This window comes from Streptomyces sp. NBC_01571 (assembly GCF_026339875.1).
Classification (GTDB): domain Bacteria; phylum Actinomycetota; class Actinomycetes; order Streptomycetales; family Streptomycetaceae; genus Streptomyces.
This window is the reverse complement of sequence record NZ_JAPEPZ010000001.1, coordinates 102607-122744: the sequence shown is the minus strand read 5'-3', so window position 1 is coordinate 122744 and position 20138 is coordinate 102607. Positions and strand designations below refer to the sequence as shown.

Sequence of the window (20138 nt, the reverse complement as noted above, 5' to 3'; positions counted from 1 at the left end):
GGGGTTAAGCGGGGGCGCTCTGGTATCAGACAGGAGCGAGCCCACGGAAACGGGCGACCGAAGGGCGGCGACATCTGCCCCATCCACAACATGGAACACCCTCGCCCCAGCAGCCTTCTCAACTCGTCCCGGTGTTGGACGACTCTCTGTATGAGTACGAAGGCGGGGGTTGGCGACACTCGCGGTGGACATGAGTGTCGATCTTGTTGGGCAGTCTGATCTTGCTTCGTGCACGACGACACGGTGTGCACGAGGTGGAGGTACGGAGTGCTCATCGTCGACGCCGATGTCGTACGCGTGGAACGCCAGTTGCGGGAGGGTGAGTTGGCCTGCCCGTCGTGCGGGGCGGCTCTCGGGCCGTGGGGGCACGGGCGGCCGAGGGAAGTGCGGGGTGATCTCGGGGCCCGTTTCTTCGTACGCCCTCGCCGGTCGAGGTGTTCGGGCTGCCAGGTCACGCACGTGCTGCTGCCGGAGGTGATCTGGCCGCGCCGGGCGGATGCGGCCGAGGTGATCGGGACCGGGCTGGAGATAGCGGCCCTGGGCATGGGGCACCGCCAGGTCGCCGCCCATCTGGGCCTGGCCGAGGGCACGGTCCGCGGCTGGACCCGACGCTTCACGAGCCGGGCCGAGGACGTTCGCCGGTACTTCACCGTCGCCCTGGTCGCGCTCGCCGACGATCCCGTGATGCCCGATCCGTCCGGGACTCCGCTGGCGGACGCCGTCTCGGCAGTCGTGGCCGCCCATCGGGCGGCCACGACGAAGTGGTCCCACATGAACGCCGTGTCGCGGTGGGAGTTCGCCGGCCGCGCGATAACGGGACGCGTTCTGACCTGCTCTCTTCCTGCTAGTTGATCAACACGGGCCGCCCCTGGGCGGCGATCGGAGGTGCCGGAAGTCTTGATCGTGTCCGTCCGCGAGGAGACGGAGACGCATCGAGATGCGAGGTGAGCCCGCGCATGGCATCGAGTGAGGACGAGGACCGCCGTCGGGCGGAGAAGGCCCGGCAGGTCGGCCTGTTCCGCTATGCCCTGATCCAGGACCTGCTGGACAACAGTCTGACGACCCGTGAACGCGGGCGTCTGGCACGGGAGTTGGCGGAGAAGGAACATACGGACCCGTTCGGCCGGCAGGTGAAGGTGTCCCGGGGCACGATCGACCGGTGGACGCGGGACTACCGCGGCGGCGGGTTCGCCGCGCTGGTTCCCGAACCGCGCAAGGCTGTTCCCCGGACGCCGCCGGAGGTGCTGGAGCTGGCGGCCGCGCTGAAGCGGGAGAACCCTGGCCGGACGGCCGCGCAGATCCAGCGGATCCTGCGGACCACGCAGGGCTGGTCGCCGACCGAGCGCACGCTGCAGCGGCACTTCGTCAACGCCGGGCTGACCGGCACCGGCGGGGGCGAGACGAGCGTGTTCGGCCGGTTCGAGGCGACCCGCGCCAACGAACTGTGGACGGGGGACGCCCTGCACGGGCCGAAGATCGGCGGCAGGAAGACGTATCTCTTCGCCTTCATTGACGATCACAGCCGGGCGATCGTGGGGCACCGGTTCGGGTTCGCCGAGGACACCGTCCGCCTCGCGGCCGCGCTGCGGCCGGCGCTGTCGGCCCGCGGGGTCCCGGGGTCGATCTACGTTGACAACGGGAGTGCCTTCGTCGACACATGGTTGTTGCGGGCCTGCGCGTCGTTGGCGATCCGGCTGACCCACTCCCGTCCGGGACGGCCGCAGGGCCGGGGCAAAATCGAACGATTTTTTAGGACCGTGAGGGATCAGTTCCTCGTCGAACTCGACGAGGAACGTGTCGGTCAGATCGAACATTTCACCGAGCTGAACAGGCTGTTCACCGCCTGGGTGGAGACGGTCTATCACCGTGCGGTGCACTCGGAGACGGGACAGCCGCCGATCGAACGCTGGCTTTCTTCGATTCCCAAGCCGCTGCCGCTGCCGTCCACGGCGGATCTGCGGGAGGCGTTCTTGTGGTCGGAGTTCCGCACCGTGACGAAGACGGCGACGGTCAGCCTGCACGGCAACTCCTACGAGGTCGATCCGTCGCTGGCCGGGATGAGGATCGAGCTGGTCTTCGACCCGTTCGACCTGACCGACATCGAGGTGCGGGCCTTGGGCAAGGCCCTGGGCAAGGCGGTCCCGCACCACGTCGGCCGCCATGCCCACCCCAAGGCGAGCCCGGAGACGCCGGCCGAGCCGGCGCCGTCGACCGGGATCGACTACCTCAGGATCCTCGACGAGGCGCACACCGCGAACACCGCCAAGGGCATCAACTACTCGTCCCTGATGGACGATTCACGGGGCCGGCAGTGAAGCCGACCCGAGCAGCAGAGCTGTACTTCGACCCCGAACCCGACCTGTTCATGCTCACGCCCCGCGAGCTGGCCGACCGGGCCTTGACGCTGGCGGAGGTCTGCTGCCGCCGGGCCGAACAGGACGCCGGCCCCCTCGAAACTCCCGCCGTCCGCACCGCTTTCCGCGCGGTCCGACTCGCCGTCCGGACCGGGCAGCGGGCCGCGGCCGATGAATCGGCCGAACTGGCCGCCGTCCAGGCGGAGTTCTGTCCCTGCCCGAGGAGGATTCCTTGATCGACCGTGTCCAGGGCTACTACGGATTCACCCGCGTCCCCTTCGGAAGGGACCTGGCCCCCTCGATGCTTCACCAGCACAATTCTCACCGGGAGGCTGCGGCCCGCATCGCCTGGTGCATCAACAACAAGGCGATCGGCGTGGTCACCGGCGAGGTCGGCGCGGGCAAGACCGTCGCCCTCAAGGGCGCCGTCTCCTCGCTGGATCCGGCCCGCTTCACCGTGATCTACCAGCCCAACCCGGAGGTCGGCATGCGCGGCCTCTATGACCGCATCGTCACCAGCCTGGGCGGCACCCCGAAATACCAGTCCGCGGCTCTCGCAGCTCAGGCGTCCGCCGCGCTGGCCGCGGAGGTCGACGAGCGCGGACGCACTCCCGCGGTCGTCATCGACGAGTCGCACCTCCTCGATCACCATGAGCTGGACGCGATCCGCATGCTCACGAACTACGACATGGACTCCACGACGCCGTTCGCGGTGTTGCTGATCGGGCAGCCCACGCTGCGGAAGCGGATGAAGCACGGCGTCCTGGCGGCCCTGGACCAGCGGATCGCGATCAGCTACCAGATGCCGACCATGAACAAGGAGGAGACCGCCAGCTACATCAAGCACCATCTGACGATCGCCGGCCGGTCGGACCCGCTGTTCTCCGACGACGCGGTCGACCTGATCCATCTCACCAGCCGCGGGCTGCCCCGCTCGGTCAACAACATCGCCCTGCAGTCCCTCATCGCCGCGTTCGCCGACGAGAAGAGCATCGTCGACGAGTCCTCCACCCGACTCGCCATCACCGAGACACACGCAACAGAGTGACCACCCGCCGATCAGGCGGCAGCGGCCCGCAGATCTCCGGCCGTCAGTAGCGACAACAGCCCGATGCCCTCGGCCGCGAGGGCATCGGCGCCGCCTTGCTCACGGTCAATCACGCACAGAGCCTCAAAAACCTGGGCCCCCAGACCACGCAGGTCAGCGGTCGACAGCACGATCTGTCCGCCGCTGGTGACCACATCCTCAACGACCAGAACCCGACGGCCCTCGACCTCGGCGCCTTCGGCGAGACGGCAGGTGCCATACGGCTTGGCCTGCTTGCGCACGAACGCGCAGGGCAGACCCGTGTGTCGGCCGAGCGCGGTCACCACCGGGATGCCGCCCATCTCCAGGCCGGCCAGGACCTCGGTGCCAGAGGGCACCAGCGGAACCATCTGCCGGGCGATCTCATCCAGCAGGACCGGGTCACCCTCGAACCGGTACTTGTCGAAGTACTCCGTGGCAGTACGTCCGGACCGAAGCGTGAAACGCCCCGTCAGGTGAGAGGCAGCATGGATACGGCGAGCAAGATCAGAATGTGTCACAGGCATCCAGTCTTCCAGCCGCCCCTCCCCGCCAGGACACCGGCTCCCTCCACGGAACCAAGCCATGGACCGCCGCTCTCCATCCCGACACCATGAGGACGAAGCCGACACCGTGAACACCAATGACCCCTGCGGCCTACGGCCGCAGGGGTCATTCCACATCCGCACGTCATCAACGACAGTGACGCCGTCGTACTCATCCAACGCGTCGCGCAACACCCGGTGAACAGCCACCAAACAACCTCACCGGGACAAAACGCTCTTTACTGACCATTTCAGAATGAACTTCAGCGTCGGCACCCTGTCGAGTTACACGCCGTCGTCGAGGGCGTACAGGTCGCGGCTGCGCGGCAGGCCTTCAACCAGGTCCAGGATCGCTTCGTGGAGTAGGCCGTTGGTGGCCAGCACCGTCATGTCGCCCTCCAGTACGGGCCCGCCGCCTAGGTCCGTCACCCGGCCGCCAGCCTCCGAAACGATGATGGGCATGGGTGCCACGTCCTCGTAACCCATGGGTGGGCCGGCGATCACGACGGCGTCCGCGCGGCCGGTGACGAGGTCAACGATGCAGCCCATCGACGCCATCAGGAACACCTGACGGTGGAGAGCGGTGAGGAGTTCCTCCGGCCAGCCGGCCGGGTTGAGTGCCTGAGTCCTCGCTCCGCCCGCGCTGGTCCGCTCGGTGACTCGGGCGCGGTGGCCCGACTTCAGGTCCGGGCTCTCCCCGGTCAGCACCCAACAGCCCAGGTCCCGCCCGGCCACGACCATCTGTCGGCTCATAGGCATGTTGATCACCCCGACAGCGGGACCGTACTCGTCCTCGTAGGCGATGTCGTTCGAGAACAGCGGCCACCGGCGAGTGAACGATGTGGTGCCGTTGATGGGGTCGATGATCCATCGTCTCCCGGACACCCCGGCGGTCGAGCCCCTCTCCTCGCCGTAGATGGCGTCCTCGGGCATACGGCGGGCCAGCTCGTCTCGGACCAGCTCTTCGACTGCGAGGTCGATCTCGGTGACCTCGCTGCCGTCTTCCTTGCGGCGACTTCCCCACTCTCCGAAGAAGCCCTGCGCAGACACCTGGCCAGCCCGCGTGGCCAAGCCGACAGCGAAGTCGAGAAGCTCTCGGTCAGCGGGCGGAGCGTCGAATGTGTGATCCATCCGGTGAGCCTGTCACGGCTCCCGGCACCAAGGTGCATTCTTCCTCAACCGACCAGTTCAGGGCGACGTTCGGAGTCGGCGTAGGCAGATGATGCTGCAGGCGAGTTGGAGTAGACCGAGGTGGAGATCGGCGCGTACTTCGTAGCGGATCCGTAGGCGTTTGAACTGGTGGAGCCATGCGAAGGTCCGCTCGACCACCCACCGGGTCTTCCCCAAGCCGGAGCCGTGGGCAGTGCCTTTGCGGGCTACTTTGGGTGTGATGCCTCGGGCCCTGATCAGGCGGCGGTACTTGTCGTAGTCGTAACCACGGTCGCCGAACAGGCGCTTGGGCCGGTGGCGGGGTCGCCCGCGAGCACCGCGGATGTGCGGTATCGCGTCCAGCAGCGGGATCAACTGGGTGACGTCGTGACGGTTCCCGCCGGTCAGGGACACGGACAGAGGTGTTCCGTGCCGGTCGGTGATCAGATGGTGCTTGCTGCCCGGACGAGCGCGGTCGACCGGCGAAGGCCCGGTGTGAGCCCCCCTTTGAGAGCCCGGACATGGGAGCCGTCAACCGCCGCATCGTCCATGTCCAGTAGTCCGGTTTTGCGCAGGTCCGCCAAGAGGACCTCGTGCAGGCGCGGCCAGACTCCTGCCTCGGTCCAGTCCCGAAGCCGCCGCCAGGCCGTCACGCCGCTGCAGCCGATCCGCTCAGCTGGCACGTCGGCCCAGCTCACCCCTTTGCGCAGCACGTAGACGATCCCGCGCAAGGCAGCCCGGTCCTCCACCGGCAACCGCCCCGGATACCGACGACGACGCGGCGGGCGAGGAGGAAGCAACGGCGCTACGCGGTCCCAGAGGTCATCGGGCACAAGATCATTCGCCATTGTGGAAGTCTGCCCCAGCCCACGCCACAACAAGTCCCCCACCAGCTCATTCTGAAATGCTCAGTTAAGCCGGCGGTAGCCGGCTGTCCCGTAAGTTCGGACGCGTGACCTCGGTGTTCGCCAACCCTGACCGTATCCACACGGTCTGCCAGCACATCGTGGACCACTACCTGGCCGGCGCCTACCGCAACGGCCTCAAGGCGCAGGTCGTCGCTTACAACCGTGAGCTGGCGGTGACGTACACGGACAACAGGACCAAGTCCGCTCGATACGCCAGCCCCGGCGTCGCCGTTCGGAGAACGGTCACCGTAGCCGCTCCCCGAACCTCCATGCTCGGTTCGGGGTCGTGCGGCTTCTCCGCGGCGACGTACCGGCACCACGCGTGCCCGGGATCGCACGGGCGCCGGCCATAGGGACCACCCGTGCGGTGGTACGTCACACGTTCACACCCACATAGTGTTTGAGGTGGCCGGTCGGGATCTCCTCCGGTGCCCGGTTTTGGCAACGGATCCCGCACCAGAAGGGTCAGAGAACACTCCATGCACGCAGCTGACGGCCGATCAGTCCCACGCCCATGGTCCCGGAGGAGGCGTCCCTTACCAGAGAGACGGCCTCTTTGGGCAGGTAGTCGAGGTGACACCCGTTCAGGGCCAGATAGGCCTCTGTGGAGTGCCAGGCGAAGGCCTCGGTGGAGTGCTCCAGACACGGCAATCTCACCAGCGTCTGGAGCAGCGCGGCCGCCTTGAGATACAGCGAACCGTAGATGTCACGCTCCATGGCCCGCGCGTTGACCCGGGCAACTGCTGCGTAGAGCGGACCGTAGTCGTCAACCTGCGGATCACCAGGCAGCAACTGCGCGGCGTGCAGCAAGAACGTCACCTCAAGAGGCTGGGGCGGCTCGTTCAACGTCACGCGGCGTGGCCCCGCTTCTGCTGGTCCTCAAGGTCCCGCCGCGCCTCCAACTCCGCAGTGCGCTGCTCCGCCCCGGGGGCGGCCGCGCCTGCCTCCTCGGCAAACGCATCGCCGCTGCGGGACATCGACCCCCGGAACGCGTCGAGGAAGCGCTCTTCCACGGCAGTGGCGCGAGCGTAGGCAGCGGACAGGATGTACTCCTGCAGGCTGACGCCCTCCTGTCGCGCGGCAGCCTCGATCGCGGCACGCTGCTCCGGATCGGGAAAACGTAGGTTCATGGCTTTGGTAGGCGGCATGGTACCGATGGTACCTCCGGTACCACGGATCGGGCCAGAGGGTTCAGGCCAGCAGGTAAGGGGAGCGCCCGCACTCAGGCGGAGTTTTCGGACCGACTCCGTTCCCATGCGCAGGCGCGTACACCCGTAGTAGCGCAGGGCCTGGGCTCAGGGCCAAGCCCCTTGATGACGGCACCGCCGTCGTGCTTACGGCGGGTACCGACGGTGCAGGTGTCAGTGGGAAGCAAGCTGTGGCGCACCCGGTCTGCGTGCTGAGCAGACCTCGTACTACGTCCGATGGTCGCCCCGGCGAGGTGCAGCCCCTGTAACGGTACTGTCCGCCCCTGCGTGATCGGGCTCCTGCAGTGCATCAGCGCCGTAATCTGTCCGACGGCAAGCGTGGGGTGGGGGAGAATATGTCAAATAAGGACAAAAATTCCGACGGTCCTGAAAATGGAACAGTCGGCATCTATCAGCTGGTTTCCCGACTTGGTGCGGGCGGGATGGGCGAGGTCTACCTGGCCCATGCCCCTTCGGGGCGCCGTGTGGCCGTCAAGGTGGTGCACTCACATCTGGTGGAGGATCCCCTGTTCCGGGCTCGGTTTCGCCAAGAGGTGGCAGCCGCCCGGCGAGTCAGCGGGGCCTTTACCGCCCCCGTGGTAGACGCCGATCCGGACGCCCAGCCACCCTGGATGGCAACGGTATATGTACCGGCCCCGACCCTTTCGAGGCATATCCATGATAATGGTCCCATGCCTGTGGAAGAGCTCTGGCAACTCTTTGGTGGATTAGCGGAAGCTCTGCGTGACATCCACCGTGCCCAGGTGATCCACCGGGACCTTAAACCTAGCAACGTACTCATTACCGATGACGGGCCATTAGTCATCGATTTCGGTATTGCCAAAGCCATCGGCCGAAACGCCAGCGAAGTGCACACTAAAACTGGCCAAGTAATCGGAACGCCACCCTTCATGGCCCCTGAGCAGTGGCAGGTTCCGCCGGAAATCAGTCCAGCCACTGATGTCTTTGCGCTCGGATCACTCCTGGTCTACGCGGCCACGGGGCGCGGTCCCTTCGACGCGGATCATCCTTATGTGACCGCATACCAGATCGTCCATCGCGACCCCAATCTGAGCGACCTCCCCGATCCTCTGCGGCCCATCATTGAAAAGTGCCTGGACAAAAACCCAACCCGTCGACCTACCCCGGACGAGTTGCTTACGATGGTGCGCTCTCGCCGCGCAGCCATCACCGCGCAGGACCCGACGGATCAGGGTGCGGCCGGCGCCCGGCACCGGCGTCGCAGCAAACGCGTTCTCACACGTGCCCTCATATCCGGGATTGCAGCCATTAGTCTGCTGGCCGCGGGGATTCCAGTCGCCCTGAACTGGCTTCACAAGTCATCGGAGCGGACAACCGAATCCGGCGCCGGGTACAACGCCGCCACCAAAGGCATCGCCCATCCATCAAAGACCAAGGGAGGCGCACTGCGGTTTGTCTCCACGCAGGAGGCCGACTCCTGGGACCCGCAGCGCACCTACTACGGATTCGTGTGGGACTTCGCCCGCTACTACACCCGCCAGTTGGTTAGCTTCGCACCTCAGCCAGGGCGCAGGAGCACCACCCTAGTGCCTGACCTTGCTGCTGGTTTGGCCAAGGTCTCGGATAGTGGCACCACGTATACCTACGCCCTACGTGACGGCATCACTTGGGAGGACGGCTCGCCCATCACTTCACAGGACATCAAGTACGGCATCGAGCGGAGCTGGGCGGATGACGTCATCTCAGGGGGCCCTGCCTACCTCCAGAAGGCACTCGATCCAAAGAAAGTCTACAAGGGGCCATATAACGACAAGGATCCGCAGAAGCTGGGTCTGCGAGCCATCGAGACCCCGGACGAGAGGACCATCGTCTTCCATTTGGCCGAGCCGAACGGGGACTTCGAGCAGATGCTTGCTCTGCCGACAGCGTCTCCGGTCAAAAGTGAGCGTGACACTGGCAGCCTATACGAACTGAGGCCTTTTTCATCGGGCCCGTACAAGTTCGCATCATATGACCCGAATCGCAAACTGGTCTTGGTCCGTAACGAACAGTGGAGCTCGAATTCGGATCCGATTCGTTCGGCGCTTCCCAATCGCATTGAGGTCACTTTTGTCAACGATGCGAATGACATGGACAGCCGTCTCCTCAGTGGCGAATTTGATCTCGACTTGAACGGGACTGGACTCAGTCAGGCCGCCGTCTCCAAGGCGCTGGGAAACTCTGATCTCATGGAGAATCTGGATAATCCGAGAACTGGATACATCAGATACGCGGCTTTTCCGAAATCAGTCAAGCCGCTGGATAATATTCACTGCCGCAAGGCCGTCATCTTCGCCGCCGACCATAAGGACCTTCAAACTGCCCGAGGTGGATCGATTGGCGGTGGTGATATCGCTCCCAATATGCTCCCTCTGTCCATTGCGGGATCCGACCGGACCTTTGATCCGTATGGCGTACTCGGCGGTAATGGCAGGTCAAATCTCGAAAAAGCTAAGGAAGAGCTCCGGGCGTGTGGCAAGCCGAACGGTTTTTCCACGACCATGGCCGTGCGTAAAAACACGCCAGCCGAGCTGAACACCGCTATAGCCCTGCAGAAGGAGCTCAGGAAAGTCGATATCAACACGACGATCGACCGGATCGACGGGGCTGCGACCTTTGGGGTATTTGAGTCACCACGTGCAGTGAAGGATAGGGGGTACGGCATCATCCTCATGGGTTTCGCCGCAGATTTTCCAACCGGTCAAGGATTCTTGCGACCTCTGGTTGACGGGCGATTCATCCTGGAGGCGGGTAATAATAACTACAGTGAACTCGACGATCCAGAGATCAATGCACTGTTTGACCGTGCAATTTCCGAACGAGATCCGGTGAAGGCGGGGAGAATCTACCAACAGATCAACCGTAAAGTCTCCGAGAATGCAGTGTACATGCCCATCACCTACGAGAAGATCATGATGTGGAGAGGCCCCCGATTGGTCAACGCATACACCGCCGACTCCTATTACGGCCGCTATGACTACGTGTCATTGGGTGTGAAATAGGGAACAGTTTGACCCCGCTACACAGTGAGTCATTCCCGGTAAGCGGTGGTTGCTCGCTGTGATCGCGAGGCTGGTGATGTGGCCCGCGGCATCCCCAAGTCCGGGCAGGAGTAAGGCCAGAAAGGCGTGAGTGCCACCGCGGAATCGGTACGGAACAGCGTCCGCCTTCCGGCGTCCGCGCCAATACGACTCCTCCGTCGGGACGGAATGCCCAGGGAGACGGTGGTGCTTCCGGTTCGTCGACGGCTGGCTACCATCTTTCGGAAGCTGGGGGTTAGAACTTGAACGTGACGTCCCGAACGAAGCGGGGGATCGCGGCCGCGGCCGGCATCCTGTTGCTGGGCATCGCGGTGTTCTCCAGTGTTGAGTCGATCCGTGCACTTTCCTTGGAGAAGGACTTCGCGCGCGCCCATGTGTGCCCGCCGTTGGCGCCCAACTCGCCGGACTGCGCACGAGTGACCGTCGCGACCGTCGCGCAGACCTATGACGTCGGCGGCCGGGTCCCGGCCCACGCCATGACCTTCGCGCCAGGTGCCGGCACCGCACGGGTGGAACTCGGCAAGGACAGCACGCTTCTGGAGGACGCCTTTCCAGGGGAGACGGTCGACCTGGTGTGGTGGCGCGGATCGGTGGTCGAGGTCGAGGCCGCCGGTCTCAGCGTGCCGACGGAGGACACCCCGTCCATGGACTCCACCCAGAATCTCGGCTTCACGCTCGGCGCCCTCGCCGGTGCGATGTGGTGCCTCATGGGTGCCTTCCTCCGCGCTAATCGGCCCTGGTCACCGCGCGGCACCGTGGCACGACTCGGTGGCGCCCTGGGCGGGGGCGTGCTGCTGGTCTCCGGTTACGTCCTGCTCAACGCCCCGGTGTCATCGGCCTCCGTTATGGAAGTGGTAGGAGCTCTCCTCGCTGTGGTGGGCCTGCTGTGCGTCCGGGCGGCGAAGTCGATGGAGCAGCGCGTTCGGGCGGCCGAGTCCGCGAATAACGGGGGGAAGCGGCGGAGGCGGTGACCCGCGATGAGACAGTGCAGGGGGAAGCGTCGCAGGCTATGACGGCCTCCCTTCCGTTTCCCGCCGGGCGGCGCCGTCCACTGAGCCCTTCCCAGTGACGGATCCTAACGTTGTGTGATGTTCAGATGGTGCGGTCGTACTCGAGTTGGAGCAGGACGAGGGCTGCGGCGGCGATCTGCGTGATTCGGCTGGGGTCCAGGCTGACCCTGCGTAGGGCCTTGAAGGTCGTCTTGAGGAGGGAGTTGGCGCGCTCGCAGATGCCGTGATGCCGCGGATGACCTTGTTATAGGTCTGCTGGGCCTCGGTCAGCTTGCCGCCTGCCGGCTTCTTGAAGGGGTGGCGGAAGCCGTCGCCGGCGTTCTCGTAGCCGAGGTCGACCAGGGTGGGCATGTCCAGTTCGGCGGCGAGGCGGCCCAGGGTGTCGATCAGGCCATGGTGGCGGGCGCAGGTGGTGTCGTGTTCTCGGCCGGGCCTCACCGGCGAGACCCACAGCGGCCAGCCGTCTGGAGTGGAGATGACCTGCACGTTTCCTCCGTGATGCTTGTGTTTCCCGGACCACCACAAGTCCGCGCCGTTGGGGCCTGGGGCGGCGACGCGGTCGGTGCGGATGACGGTGCCGTCGAGGTTCAGATGCGTCAGCCCGGCCGTCTTTGCGCGCTCCAGCACGGTCGCGAGGTCCGGCGCCCCGGCCGCCAGCACGGTCAGCCCTTCGTGCAGGTACCGGTAGGCGGTGGTGGTCGACAGGCCGTTGTCACAAGCGAGTTGGGCCATCCTGGTGCCGTCGAGGAACCAACGCAAGATGAGTACCGCCTGCTTGAAGCAGCCCAGCGCACGCCGCCCCTTGCGGGTCCTGGCCGCGATCCGGTGGTCGCGCAGCAGTCGGGACAGGTGTTCGGCGGTGGACAGCTTCACATCGAGCACGGCGGTGTAGGTGACACTGGTCGACACGTGAGGCCCCTCAGTCGGATCTTTTCTTGGCAAGATCGTTCCTACCTGGGGCCTTACTCCTGCCCGGACTTGGGGATGCCACGGGCCATAGCGCCAGCCTCGCGATCACAGCGAGCGACCATCGCTTACCGGGAATGACTCACTGAGTACCTACGTAAACGCGACAAAGACAGCAAGAAGCAGAAAGTAGACGAAGCCCTCTTCCATCAGCACTACCGGGAAGTACTGCAGTTCTCGGCGCTCTTCAGCGTCGTCAACTCAGAAGTCATCGACAAGGCAGGCGGGAGAACCGACATCCTTGTCTCCTTCGGCGCCGTGCAATTCAACGTCGAATGCAAAATTGAAGAAGATGGCGCCAGCGAAACCGCACTACGTCAATACGTCGCCCAAGCCGCCGAATACCAAAACACCAATGCTGGCTTCGCCATCCTGCTCGCCCTCGATAAAACCGTAGACGCCGAAGGCGCCGTCAACCTCTTCGACAGCATCTGGATCGAACCCGTCCAGCGTCCCGGCGAAGCCGAGCCATGCCGCGTCGTCATCATCCGCGTCCCAGGAGGACGCGAAAACCCCAACCTGCTGCGCCCTGCCCCGACAACTTGAATTTGGCGATGTCTGCGGACGACCGCTGTGTCGATGTGGTGATCCACACTGCCGTCCATGTCGCCTTCGCAACACCTTGACCGTGCCGTCCCCCAGCCGCTGGTCATTGCCGACGGAGATAGTCGCTGACAGACGGGTTGCGATGGCGGTTGAATGCCTTGGTGAGTGACTACTGGACACCCGCCCATCACGCGGTCGAGCACAAGGAACGAAGGAAGCCAGGGTCGCTCGACCGTGTCCGCATCGTCTCGAAACGCGAGGACAGCCAGAGGTAATCGAGTATCCGCTGAGGCCGCCCCGAGGCAGAATGATCGCCATGACGACTTGAAGAGCGCCGGCAGGCCGCACGGCCTGGCGCAAGAGGGGGATCGGCTGGTCCGTCTTCGACGATGAACGCTGGATCTGCGTTGCGTGCCGGGAACCTGTCCGTCAGGGCTTGATCAAGTTCCGTAGGTGTCTGGTTCGGTTGTGATGCCCAGGATGTGGAGTGCTCGTTCGGGTTCGTTTCGAATCGCTCGGGTGGTTTTGGCGATGTTGTCGGATCCCAGGGCTTGATCAAGTTCCGTAGGTGTCTGGTTCGGTTGTGATGCCCAGGATGTGGAGTGCTCGTTCGGGTTCGTTTCGAATCGCTCGGGTGGTTTTGGCGATGTTGTCGGATCCGAGGGTCTTCAGGACGCCGATGGCGAGGTTGCGGAGGGTTGCCATGGCGCGGGGTGCGGTGCCGGTGTGGACGGTGGAGGCGTCTTCGGCGAAGGTGACGTCCCTGATGTGGTGTGAGGAGTTCTCGATCCCCCAGTGCCCGCGGATCGCGGTGGCAAGGCCGGCGGGGCCGGTCTGGTGGGCGTCGAGGCTGGTGACGGCGTAGAGGCTCTCCCGGGTCTCGCGCTGGCCGGTTTGCTTGCGGCGGCGGTGGACACGGATGGCCAGGCGGCCGTGGGGGAAGGAGATCCCGCCGAGTTCGTCCGGGACGGCGCAGGTCTTGATCGAGCGGGACTCGCGCCTGCCGTGCCCGGTGGTGGAGGCGGTGTGCTGGACGGGAATATCGCGCCACGGCAGGTCCGCGAGCTGGCTGTGGGCGGTCGGCTGGTTGGTCTTGATCACGGCGATGTAGTGGGCCTTCTTCGTCTCGACCAGCCAGGAGACGTTCGCCTTGACCGAGTGCAGCGCGTCGAAGGTGACGACGGTGCCGGCCAGGTCCAGCGGTGCCAGGAGCGGTTGGAAATGTGTGGTTTCGTTCGTCTTCGCGCCCACTTCCACCTGCGCGAGGGTGACGACCGGGGCGTGGGTGACCGCGGAGAGCAGATGCCGGCGCTTCGCGGTCAGACGGGCTGATCCCTTGAGTGTCTTGCCGTCGACAGCGATCACACACGGCCGCCCGGACGCCGAGGGCGATGGCCTGTGGGCCGGCTCGGTGGCGACGCGGTGCCGGTCGGCGAGGTAGGCGCCCACCGCCCGGTCCAGGGCGTCACCGTCAACGGTCCCCAGCACCCGGCCGATCGTGGCCGGTGACGGAGTGCGTCGCCAGCCGAGCAGGTGACGCCGGATCCCGATCACTACCAGGAGTGCGTTCGAGGCGCGCTGGCCCCACTCGGCGAGTTCCTCGATGCTCCTCGCTCCCGACACGGCCGCACAGGCGCACACCAGCAAGATCGCGGTCAGTGAGTACCAACGGCCCCGCCGCGAGCGCGGATCGGGCACCGCATCGAGGTAGGAACGCAGATCGGCGACCTGACCGGCGTCCAGCGGACCCAGCCTCATCAGCACGGCAGGGACCGGAGAAGATATTGCAGCAGGCACGGGCCACCTCGTGATCATCGGGCGTAGGAACCACAATGATCACGAAACCCGTGCCTGCCCTGCTATCCACCCCAACCGACGACAGCCCGGCCAACCCTCACCACCCCGGAACTTGCAGCCGCCCTGGTCGGATCCGAGGGTCTTCAGGACGCCGATGGCGAGGTTGCGGAGGGTTGCCATGGCGCGGGGTGCGGTGCCGGTGTGGACGGTGGAGGCGTCTTCGGCGAAGGTGACGTCCCTGATGTGGTGTGAGGAGTTCTCGATCCCCCAGTGCCCGCGGATCGCGGTGGCAAGGCCGGCGGGGCCGGTCTGGTGGGCGTCGAGGCTGGTGACGGCGTAGAGGCTCTCCCGGGTCTCGCGCTGGCCGGTTTGCTTGCGGCGGCGGTGGACACGGATGGCCAGGCGGCCGTGGGGGAAGGAGATCCCGCCGAGTTCGTCCGGGACGGCGCAGGTCTTGATCGAGCGGGACTCGCGCCTGCCGTGCCCGGTGGTGGAGGCGGTGTGCTGGACGGGAATATCGCGCCACGGCAGGTCCGCGAGCTGGCTGTGGGCGGTCGGCTGGTTGGTCTTGATCACGGCGATGTAGTGGGCCTTCTTCGTCTCGACCAGCCAGGAGACGTTCGCCTTGACCGAGTGCAGCGCGTCGAAGGTGACGACGGTGCCGGCCAGGTCCAGCGGTGCCAGGAGCGGTTGGAAATGTGTGGTTTCGTTCGTCTTCGCGCCCACTTCCACCTGCGCGAGGGTGACGACCGGGGCGTGGGTGACCGCGGAGAGCAGATGCCGGCGCTTCGCGGTCAGACGGGCTGATCCCTTGAGTGTCTTGCCGTCGACAGCGATCACACACGGCCGCCCGGACGCCGAGGGCGATGGCCTGTGGGCCGGCTCGGTGGCGACGCGGTGCCGGTCGGCGAGGTAGGCGCCCACCGCCCGGTCCAGGGCGTCACCGTCAACGGTCCCCAGCACCCGGCCGATCGTGGCCGGTGACGGAGTGCGTCGCCAGCCGAGCAGGTGACGCCGGATCCCGATCACTACCAGGAGTGCGTTCGAGGCGCGCTGGCCCCACTCGGCGAGTTCCTCGATGCTCCTCGCTCCCGACACGGCCGCACAGGCGCACACCAGCAAGATCGCGGTCAGTGAGTACCAACGGCCCCGCCGCGAGCGCGGATCGGGCACCGCATCGAGGTAGGAACGCAGATCGGCGACCTGACCGGCGTCCAGCGGACCCAGCCTCATCAGCACGGCAGGGACCGGAGAAGATATGGCAGCAGGCACGGGCCACCTCGTGATCATCGGGCGTAGGAACCACAATGATCACGAAACCCGTGCCTGCCCTGCTATCCACCCCAACCGACGACAGCCCGGCCAACCCTCACCACCCCGGAACTTGCAGCCGCCCTGCCTGTCCGTTCCTACCAGTACCGCTTCCATCCGCCCGAGTCCTCCAGTTTCGAGCGCTGCGTCGGGCTGGCCTGGTGCTCCGGGTGCCGGATCTACTCGGGCAACATGGTTCACGTTCCTCGCGAGCGGGTCCTGGTCGACGCCCTTGCGTCGCTTCCTCCCGGCGATCGCGACCGGCTGCTCCGCAAGGAGGCCGCGTTGATCGACTATCTCGACCGCCGAGGCCTCAGGCAGCAATGAGGTGAGCACCACGCTGAGCCAGCCCCAGGGAACCGGAGTGACCGAGCGAAATACCGTCAAAGATCTCCTGAATCGCCTATCAGTACGACAAGCGGATCCTGGTGACAAGACGTCAAGAGTGTCCTGAGACCTCACAACGCCAGGACGGGTATGCGCGGCGGAGGTCGGCGAGTAGCTCCTCGATGAGTGCCTCCTCGTAGGCAGGCCGTCCGGATGCGCGCATGGCGGTGGCGAGCGCGGGGTCCCACGGGGTCTCGCCGAGACAGTCGGCGTCCAGGACGCCTGGTTCGAAGGGTTCTGGGTGCAGGCTGGCGGTGTAGTCGGCGGCTGTCATGCGCCACACCACGGCTTGGGGGACGGTGGCGAGGACGGCGCGTACGAGGGCGACGCCCGCGCAGTCGAAGTCGGCCCGCACGGCGATGCGCCACCCCGCCGCCGCCAGGCGTGCGACGGCGTCCAGTTCCGTACGCGATGGCGTCCCCACTGTGCACAGCAGCCGTACGGTGCCCGGGACGCCGTTCAGGGCCGCGGCGGCGACCGAGGGGTTCTCGGTGAGGAAGACCCACCGGTCCTCGCTGTGCCAGGGAGCGGGCCAGACGGCGCGGTGCAGCACCCACGGGATCAGGACGTTGGGCTGGCCCGGAGGGATGTGCCAGCCGGTGGGATGGACACCCAGGGTGAGCAGTCCGCCGGTGAAGGTGTCGAGGTCGACACCGAGCCGGTCCCAGGCATCCCGGGCCGAGGTGCTGGCCCCGGCGTCGGCCCGGGCTGTGGCGGCTTCGGCGAGGACGAGCGCTGCCAGCTCGGTTCCGGCGTCCAGGGCGTGAGGGTTGCCGGCGGCCGCGTGGGCCAGGAGGCGCCGGTCGGCGCGTGCCGAGACGGGCAGCTGGTGCAGGACGGCGAAGGCGGTTGTCAGCAGCCGCTCGGGGTTCGGGTGCTGCAGGAGGCGGGCGAGGCTGCCGCGGCGGCGCAGGCTGTCCCAGCCGGTGTCGTCCGGCCGCAACGGCGCGGTGGGGGGCAGGGCGCGCGCCAGGCGGCTGCGCAGGTGCTGCAGGGTGGTGAGGCGGGCGGTGAGCCGGGCCTTGTCGGCGACGCGGTGGGCCAGGGACCTGCCGAGTGATTGGGCGGCCACCGCGCCCGGTGTCAGGTGCGGTCCCCGGCGCTGCAGAGCGTGGGTGAACCGCTGCAGGTCGATGCGGTGGGTGCGGCCGGCGGGCAGCGGGCGCGGGGCCAGCAGTCCGACGACGGCGGCACGCTGCGCGGAGGCGTCCGGTGGGGTGACCGTGATCGTGCGGCTGTCCATGGCGGCGTCCCCGCGCTGGTCGGCTCGCCGGGCGATCTGCTCCCACAGCCATCGCACGTCGGGTGAGAGCAGAGTGGTCAGATCGGCATTCCGGCATGCCCCGTTGTGGCAGAGCTGCTGAGGGCAGTCGGCCCGGCCGCTGGCAGTGGGGCTCATGACGTGCCGGCCGGGGACGTGGCGGGGTGGCCGGTGGCCTCCTGGAGCAGGGGACTGTAGGCGCGGACGGGGAAGGCGATGACGGTGTCGTTCGGGGCTTTCTCGAGTTCGAAGATGTCGATGCCGTCCCAAGCGCCTGGGGAGCCGTCCCAGTTGTGGCTGGTGCTCATCAGGTCCAGCCTGGACCACGGAGCGGTGCGGGTGTTCCTGGAAGCCGACATGCCGCGGGTACGCTGCCGGTCGCACGGCGTCGTCACGGCCGCCGTGCCCTGGCCCGCCACGACGCCGGGCACACCCTGGCTTTCGACCGGCAGACCGCGTGGAGGGCCGCGGAGTGCTCCAAGTCCGCGACCGCGCAGTTGATGCGGACCTCGTGGCGCACGGTCGGCGGCATCGTGGCGCGCGTGGTCGCCGACCGCGACCGGACCGTCGACCGGCTCGCGGGGCTGACCTGTATCGGGATCGATGAGATCAGCTACCGCAAGGGACAGAAGTACATGACCGTGGTCGTGGACCACGACACCGCGAAGGTCATATGGATGGCCGACGGGCACGGCAAGACCGTCCTGCACCGCTTCTTCGACGACCTCGGCGACCAACGGGCCGCCGCACTCACCCACAGCAGCGCCGACGGCGCCGGCTGGATCGCCGACGTCCTCGCCGAGCGTGCTGAGAGGGCGGTACGGGTGATGGACCCCTTCCACGTGGTCGCCTGGGCCACCGATGCCCTGGACACCGAACGCAGAACCTCGTGGAACCGGGCCCGCCACCAGGCCGAGGACACCGGCGGCCGCGAGACGGCCCGCGCGTTGAAGGACTCCCGGTTCGCGCTGTGGAAGAACGAAGCCGACCTCACCGACCGCCAGGCCGCCAAGCTCACTTGGATCGCCGCGACCGACCCCCGCCTCCACCGCGCCTACCGCCTCAAGGAAGCTCTGCGGGCCGTGTTCACCCTGGCCAAGACCCGTCCCACCGCGGCGCTACAGGCTCTGGACCGGTGGATCGGCTGGGCCCGCCGCTGCCGCATCCCCGCCTTCGTCGACCTCCAACGCCGCGTCCGCCGTCACCGCGAGGCGATCCGCGCGGCTCTGCTGACGGGCATGAGCAACGGCCTGGTCGAGTCGACGAACACCAAGACCCGACTGATCATCCGCCGCGGCTTCGGCTTCCACAGCGCGGACGCGATCATCGCCCTCGTCATGCTCACCCTCGCCGGGGAACGTCCCACCCTCCCCGGCCGCCAACCCGCCACAGAGTGACCCACTCATCCGGCAGGAGAGCCCGATTTGACGGCTGCGATGTTGTGGCGCGGTGGATCGGGCCCTCGGTGTGTGTCAGCGGCCGGCCACTGCCGCCCCGGCGGTGTGCCACGATCTCGGCCGCGATCGACACGGCTGTCTCCTCCGGTGTGCGCGCGCCGAGGGCAAGGCCGATTGGCGAGTGCAGCCGTGCCAGCTCCGCCTCGGTGACACCGGACTCCCGGAGCAGCCCCAGCCGTTGCAGGTGGGTCCGACGCGAACCCATCGCGCCGATGTAGGCGATCGGGAGCCGCAACGCCCGCTGCAGCAACGGGATGTCGAACTTGGCGTCGTGGGTGAGCGTGCAGATCACGGTGCGGCCGTCCAATGCCTGTGACTCCAAGTAGCGGTGCGGCCAGTCGGCGACGACTTCATCCGCTTCCGGAAAGCGTGCCGGAGTCACGAAGAGGGGGCGCGCATCGCACACGGTCACGTGGTAGCCGAGGTACTTGCCGATCCGTACGAGTGCCGCGGCGAAGTCGATGGCGCCGAAGACCAACATACGAGGCGTTGGAGCGATCGATTCCACCAACAGCGTCAGTGGCTCACCGCACCGGCTGCCTCGGGCACCGATCTCGATCGTGCCCGTACGCCCTGTGTCCAGGAACACAGTGGCCTCGGCACGCGCCGTCGCTTCCAGGGCTGGATCGCCGAAGCCGCCCGCACAAGAGCCGTCTGCCCGTACGAACAGCGCCCCGCCCATCAGGTCGGCCGGCCCGCGGACGACCCTGGCCACTGCCACCGCATCTGCCGCAGCTGCGGTGGCCAGGGCCCCCACCAGCTCCGCGCGCTCGGTGGGGATGACCGGCTGTACGAAGATGTCCAGCACTCCGCCGCAGGTCAGGCCGACCGCGAAGGCATCCTCGTCCGAGTGGCCGAACCGCTGGAGCGTGCAGGTGGCGGACGCCAGTGCTTCACGGCAGAGGTCGTACACGGCCGCCTCCACGCATCCTCCTGACACGCTCCCGATGACGGCGCCGTCGACGTCGACGGCCAGCGCCGCGCCCGGTTGCCTGGGAGCGCTGCCGTGGACCGCGACCACGGTCGCGACAGCGAAGGCCCGCCCCTGCTCGCACCAGCGCGACAACTGGTCAGCGATGTCCAGCACGATGCTCCTTTCCGTGTTCGGCGGCGCCCTGCGTTTTTCGCGCGT

The 20138-nt window shown here is 66.6% G+C and carries 19 protein-coding genes and 2 pseudogenes; 10 read left to right on the top strand and 11 right to left on the bottom strand.

Going from position 1 to position 20138, the window contains the following annotated elements:
- Positions 1-228 precede the first annotated feature (228 nt).
- The 4 genes from OHB41_RS00550 to OHB41_RS00535 all read left to right on the top strand — a co-directional run bounded on the left by OHB41_RS00550 (position 229) and on the right by OHB41_RS00535 (position 3402).
- On the top strand, positions 229-852 hold the full coding sequence (locus OHB41_RS00550; RefSeq protein WP_323138335.1) for a DUF6431 domain-containing protein: 624 nt from the start codon (positions 229-231) through the stop codon (positions 850-852).
- A 104-nt stretch (positions 853-956) separates the two neighbouring features.
- A complete protein-coding gene (locus OHB41_RS00545) occupies positions 957-2315 on the top strand; it encodes a DDE-type integrase/transposase/recombinase (RefSeq protein WP_266695975.1) in 1359 nt (452 codons plus the stop codon).
- Entirely contained in the window at positions 2312-2590 is a 279-nt protein-coding gene (locus OHB41_RS00540; RefSeq protein ID WP_266695974.1) for a hypothetical protein, read from the top strand. The genes OHB41_RS00545 and OHB41_RS00540 overlap by 4 nt, the downstream gene beginning before the upstream one ends.
- Entirely contained in the window at positions 2587-3402 is an 816-nt protein-coding gene (locus tag OHB41_RS00535) for an ExeA family protein (protein ID WP_266695973.1), read from the top strand. The genes OHB41_RS00540 and OHB41_RS00535 overlap by 4 nt, the downstream gene beginning before the upstream one ends.
- Before the next feature lie 11 nt (positions 3403-3413).
- Here OHB41_RS00535 and pyrE read toward each other — a convergent pair whose 3' ends face one another.
- The 3 genes from pyrE to OHB41_RS00520 all read right to left on the bottom strand — a co-directional run bounded on the left by pyrE (position 3414) and on the right by OHB41_RS00520 (position 5962).
- Positions 3414-4007 (bottom strand): orotate phosphoribosyltransferase, encoded by a 594-nt coding sequence (gene pyrE, locus OHB41_RS00530; protein WP_266695972.1) that lies wholly within the window; start codon positions 4005-4007, stop codon positions 3414-3416.
- 243 nt (positions 4008-4250) lie between these two features.
- Positions 4251-5096 carry an inositol monophosphatase family protein gene (locus OHB41_RS00525; protein ID WP_266695971.1) on the bottom strand — a complete coding sequence of 282 codons (846 nt, stop codon included), beginning with the start codon at positions 5094-5096 and terminating at the stop codon, positions 4251-4253.
- Between the two features lie 57 nt (positions 5097-5153).
- A protein-coding gene (locus tag OHB41_RS00520) for an IS5 family transposase (protein WP_266695970.1) occupies positions 5154-5962 on the bottom strand; the annotation gives its coding sequence in 2 pieces (ribosomal slippage) (positions 5154-5623 and positions 5623-5962; 810 coding nt in all).
- Between the two features lie 104 nt (positions 5963-6066).
- On the opposite strand from OHB41_RS00520, the gene OHB41_RS00515 reads away from it, so the two are divergent.
- The gene (locus tag OHB41_RS00515) at positions 6067-6375 is read left to right on the top strand and encodes a hypothetical protein (protein WP_266695969.1); all 309 of its coding nucleotides are present in this window, start codon (positions 6067-6069) and stop codon (positions 6373-6375) included.
- Positions 6376-6487: 112 nt separating this feature from the next.
- On the opposite strand, the gene OHB41_RS00510 is transcribed toward OHB41_RS00515, so the two are convergent.
- Both OHB41_RS00510 and OHB41_RS00505 read right to left on the bottom strand, forming a co-directional pair.
- Positions 6488-6874 carry a fic family toxin-antitoxin system, toxin component gene (locus OHB41_RS00510; protein WP_266695968.1) on the bottom strand — a complete coding sequence of 129 codons (387 nt, stop codon included), beginning with the start codon at positions 6872-6874 and terminating at the stop codon, positions 6488-6490.
- Positions 6871-7170 (bottom strand): type II toxin -antitoxin system TacA 1-like antitoxin, encoded by a 300-nt coding sequence (locus tag OHB41_RS00505; protein ID WP_266695967.1) that lies wholly within the window; start codon positions 7168-7170, stop codon positions 6871-6873. Before OHB41_RS00505 ends, OHB41_RS00510 begins: the two co-directional genes overlap by 4 nt.
- A gap of 395 nt (positions 7171-7565) precedes the next feature.
- Between OHB41_RS00505 and OHB41_RS00500 the strand changes: the two genes are divergently transcribed.
- Positions 7566-10232: an ABC transporter substrate-binding protein gene (locus tag OHB41_RS00500; protein WP_526025023.1), complete on the top strand. Its 2667-nt coding sequence runs from the start codon at positions 7566-7568 to the stop codon at positions 10230-10232.
- Between the two features lie 287 nt (positions 10233-10519).
- Positions 10520-11242, top strand: coding sequence for a hypothetical protein (locus OHB41_RS00495; protein WP_266695965.1), 723 nt, complete (start codon positions 10520-10522; stop codon positions 11240-11242).
- Between the two features lie 121 nt (positions 11243-11363).
- On the opposite strand, the pseudogene OHB41_RS00490 reads toward OHB41_RS00495, so the two are convergent.
- A pseudogene (locus OHB41_RS00490) lies at positions 11364-12190 on the bottom strand (transposase family protein).
- A gap of 315 nt (positions 12191-12505) precedes the next feature.
- Here OHB41_RS00490 and OHB41_RS00485 point away from each other — a divergent pair.
- A complete protein-coding gene (locus OHB41_RS00485; RefSeq protein WP_266695964.1) occupies positions 12506-12793 on the top strand; it encodes a hypothetical protein in 288 nt (95 codons plus the stop codon).
- A 555-nt stretch (positions 12794-13348) separates the two neighbouring features.
- Here OHB41_RS00485 and OHB41_RS00480 read toward each other — a convergent pair.
- Both OHB41_RS00480 and OHB41_RS00475 read right to left on the bottom strand, forming a co-directional pair.
- Positions 13349-14551: an ISAs1 family transposase gene (locus OHB41_RS00480; RefSeq protein WP_266705556.1), complete on the bottom strand. Its 1203-nt coding sequence runs from the start codon at positions 14549-14551 to the stop codon at positions 13349-13351.
- A 78-nt stretch (positions 14552-14629) separates the two neighbouring features.
- Positions 14630-15823: an ISAs1 family transposase gene (locus OHB41_RS00475; RefSeq protein WP_266705554.1), complete on the bottom strand. Its 1194-nt coding sequence runs from the start codon at positions 15821-15823 to the stop codon at positions 14630-14632.
- 270 nt (positions 15824-16093) lie between these two features.
- On the opposite strand from OHB41_RS00475, the gene OHB41_RS00470 reads away from it, so the two are divergent.
- The gene (locus tag OHB41_RS00470) at positions 16094-16228 is read left to right on the top strand and encodes a hypothetical protein (protein ID WP_266695963.1); all 135 of its coding nucleotides are present in this window, start codon (positions 16094-16096) and stop codon (positions 16226-16228) included.
- Between the two features lie 112 nt (positions 16229-16340).
- Here the strand turns inward: OHB41_RS00470 and OHB41_RS00465 are convergent, their stop codons facing one another.
- A complete protein-coding gene (locus OHB41_RS00465; RefSeq protein WP_266695962.1) occupies positions 16341-17687 on the bottom strand; it encodes a DUF2399 domain-containing protein in 1347 nt (448 codons plus the stop codon).
- Positions 17684-17857 (bottom strand): hypothetical protein, encoded by a 174-nt coding sequence (locus OHB41_RS00460; protein WP_266695961.1) that lies wholly within the window; start codon positions 17855-17857, stop codon positions 17684-17686. Before OHB41_RS00460 ends, OHB41_RS00465 begins: the two co-directional genes overlap by 4 nt.
- Before the next feature lie 7 nt (positions 17858-17864).
- Here OHB41_RS00460 and OHB41_RS00455 point away from each other — a divergent pair.
- Positions 17865-18946 (top strand): annotated as a pseudogene (locus OHB41_RS00455) (ISL3 family transposase); the annotation flags it as partial.
- Here OHB41_RS00455 and OHB41_RS00450 read toward each other — a convergent pair.
- Positions 18891-20093, bottom strand: a complete 1203-nt coding sequence (locus OHB41_RS00450; RefSeq protein ID WP_266695960.1) for an XdhC family protein — start codon at positions 20091-20093, stop codon at positions 18891-18893. The pseudogene OHB41_RS00455 and the gene OHB41_RS00450 overlap by 56 nt on opposite strands.
- Positions 20094-20138 lie beyond the last annotated feature (45 nt).